Below are 2,804 nucleotides of genomic sequence, written 5' to 3' on the forward strand. Positions count from 1 at the left end.
GAGCCCTGCCAGCGACGCCGCCGCGCACGCCACCATGACGCCACGCCAGCCGATCAGCGGCTCCGCCGCCGCCGCCAGCGCCCCGCCCGCCACCGCCCCGGTCAGCCCCGCGACCAGCAGCCGCGACAGCGCGACCTGCCGGCGCTCCAGCGGCACGCGGTCGCCGATGATCGCAATGGCCAGCGGGAAGACGCCCCCCGCCGCGCCGCCCGCGATCACGCGCAGCACGGCGAGCGTCACGAGGTCCGGTGCGAAGGCCGAGGCCAGCAGCGCCAGCGCCAGCACCACCAGGCAGGCGCGGATCACGCGTTCCTTGCCGATCGCGTCCCCGATCGGCCCGAGCACCGGCTGCACCAGCGCATAGGGCAGGGCGAAGGCGGTGGAGAGCAGCGCGACCGTCGCCGCCGCCGTCCCGAACTCGCCGCCCACCACGCCGACCAGCGGGTCGAGGGCGCGCCCCGCCAGCGAGGACGCGCCCGCCCCGAGCCCGAGCACCAGGATCAGCTTCGTCGTCGGGTCGAGGCGCATGCCGCGCCGATGTGCGCCCACCCCGCCGGACGCGCAATGCACGGGCCCGGGCCGCGGCCCGAGCCCGTTCGGTTCAGGGACGGATCAGCCGACGCGGTTGTCGATCAGCTCCTGCACCACCGCCGGATCTGCCAGCGTCGAGGTGTCGCCGAGGCCGTCGGTCTCGTTCGCGGCGATCTTGCGCAGGATGCGGCGCATGATCTTGCCCGAGCGCGTCTTGGGCAGGCCCGGCGCCCACTGGATCGCATCAGGCGCCGCGATCGGCCCGATCTCCTTCCGCACCCAGGCGACCAGCTCCTTCCGCAGCGCGTCGGTCGGCTCCTCGCCGGCCTTCAGCGTCACGTAGCAGTAGATGCCCTGGCCCTTCAGGTCGTGCGGCATGCCGACCACGGCGGCCTCCGCGACCTTCGGATGCGCGACCAGCGCGCTCTCGATCTCGGCGGTGCCCATGCGGTGGCCGGAGACGTTGATCACGTCGTCCACGCGCCCGGTGATCCAATAGTAGCCGTCCGCATCGCGCCGCGCGCCGTCGCCGGTGAAGTACATGCCCTTGAAGGTGGAGAAGTAGGTCTGCCCGAAGCGCGGATGGTCGCCGTAGATCGTGCGCATCTGCCCCGGCCAGCTGTCGAGCAGCACGAGGTTGCCCTCCGCCGCGCCCTCGATGATCTTCCCTTCGCCATCCACCAGCGCCGGCTTCACGCCCGGCAGCGGCAGCGTGGCGGAGCCCGGCTTCTGCGCGATGGCGCCCGGCAGCGGCGAGATCAGGATGCCGCCCGTCTCGGTCTGCCACCAGGTGTCCACGATCGGGCAGCGCTCGTCGCCCACGTTGCGGTAGTACCAGAGCCAGGCTTCCGGATTGATCGGCTCGCCCACGCTGCCGAGGATGCGCAGCGACTTGCGGCTGGTCTTCTTCACCGGCGCCTCGCCGTCGCGCATCAGCGCGCGGATCGCGGTGGGCGCGGTGTAGAAGATGTTGACCTGGTGCTTGTCGATGACTTCCCAGAAGCGGGAGACGGACGGGTAGTTCGGAACGCCCTCGAACATCAGCGTCGTCGCGCCGTTCGCGAGCGGGCCGTAGACGATGTAGGTGTGCCCCGTGACCCAGCCGACATCGGCCGTGCACCAGTAGATCTCGCCGTCGCGGTAGTCGAAGACGTTCTGGTGCGTGAAGGACGCCCAGACCATGTAGCCGCCGGTCGTGTGCAGCACGCCCTTCGGCTTGCCCGTCGAACCGCTGGTGTAGAGGATGAAGAGCGGATCCTCGGCCCCCATCGGCTCGGGCTCCGCCGTGTCGGGCAGGCCGGCGCAGGCCTCGTCCCACATCAGGTCGCGCCCCGCCTGCATCGGCACGGCGCCGCCGGTGTTCTTCGCCACGATCACGTGGCGGATCGACGGGCAGTGCTTCAGCGCCTCGTCCGCATTGGTCTTGAGCGGCACCTTGCGCCCGCCGCGCCGGCCCTCGTCGGCGGTGATCAGGATCGAGCATTCGGAATCCTGGATGCGCGACGCCAGGCTGTCCGGCGAGAAGCCGCCGAAGACGATGGAGTGGATGGCGCCGACGCGCGCGCAGGCGAGCATCGCGACCGCCGCCTCGACGATCATCGGCAGGTAGATGCAGACGCGGTCGCCCTTCTTCACGCCGAGCTTGCGCAGCGCATTCGCCATCCGGCAGACGCGCGCATGCAGCTCCTTGTAGGTGACCTTGGCGTCGCTGTTCGGGTCGTCGCCTTCCCAGATGATCGCCACCTGGTCGCCGCGCGTCGCGAGATGCCGGTCGAGGCAGGAGACGGAGGCGTTCAGCACCCCGTCCTCGAACCACTTGATGCTGATGTCGCCGGTGAAGTCGACGTTCTTGATCTTCGTCGGCTCCTTCATCCAGGCGATGCGCTTCATCTCGCTGCGCCAGAAGCCGTCGGGATCCTTCTCCGCCTGCTCGTACATCGCCTTGTAGCGGGCCGCGTCGATGCGGGCCTTGGCCGCGATCTCGGGCTTCACGGCGATCAGCGTGTCGGACATGCGAGTTCCCCAACCTGGGCGACCGGCCTCTCAGCGGGCCTGGATCTCCTATCGCGGGCTATGGGGCACGGGGCCTTGATATGCGTCAACCGGGCCGTGAGGGGTCTCACGGCCCGGTGCGCGGCGGCGTGCCGGGGGCACCGCGCCCCCGGCGATCCGTCGTCTCAGTTGGTGGCGCGCGGCGCCTGGCTGGGCGCGGCCGGGGTGGCCGGCGTCGCGGGCGTCGCACGGTTGGCCTGGCCCTGCACGGCCTGGCCCTG

2 protein-coding genes are annotated in these 2,804 nt (G+C 71.0%); both read right to left on the reverse strand.

Features of this window, described 5'->3' with window-relative positions; all coding sequences use genetic code 11:
* On the reverse strand, nucleotides 1–528 hold a 528-nt coding region (locus L2I40_RS21460), incomplete at its 3' end, for an MFS transporter (protein WP_237217256.1).
* A gap of 84 nt (nucleotides 529–612) precedes the next feature.
* A complete protein-coding gene (gene acs, locus L2I40_RS21465; RefSeq protein ID WP_237217257.1) occupies nucleotides 613–2,544 on the reverse strand; it encodes an acetate--CoA ligase in 1,932 nt (643 codons plus the stop codon).
* Nucleotides 2,545–2,804 lie beyond the last annotated feature (260 nt).

The organism is Falsiroseomonas oryziterrae (assembly GCF_021864505.1).
Taxonomy (GTDB): domain Bacteria; phylum Pseudomonadota; class Alphaproteobacteria; order Acetobacterales; family Acetobacteraceae; genus Falsiroseomonas; species Falsiroseomonas oryziterrae.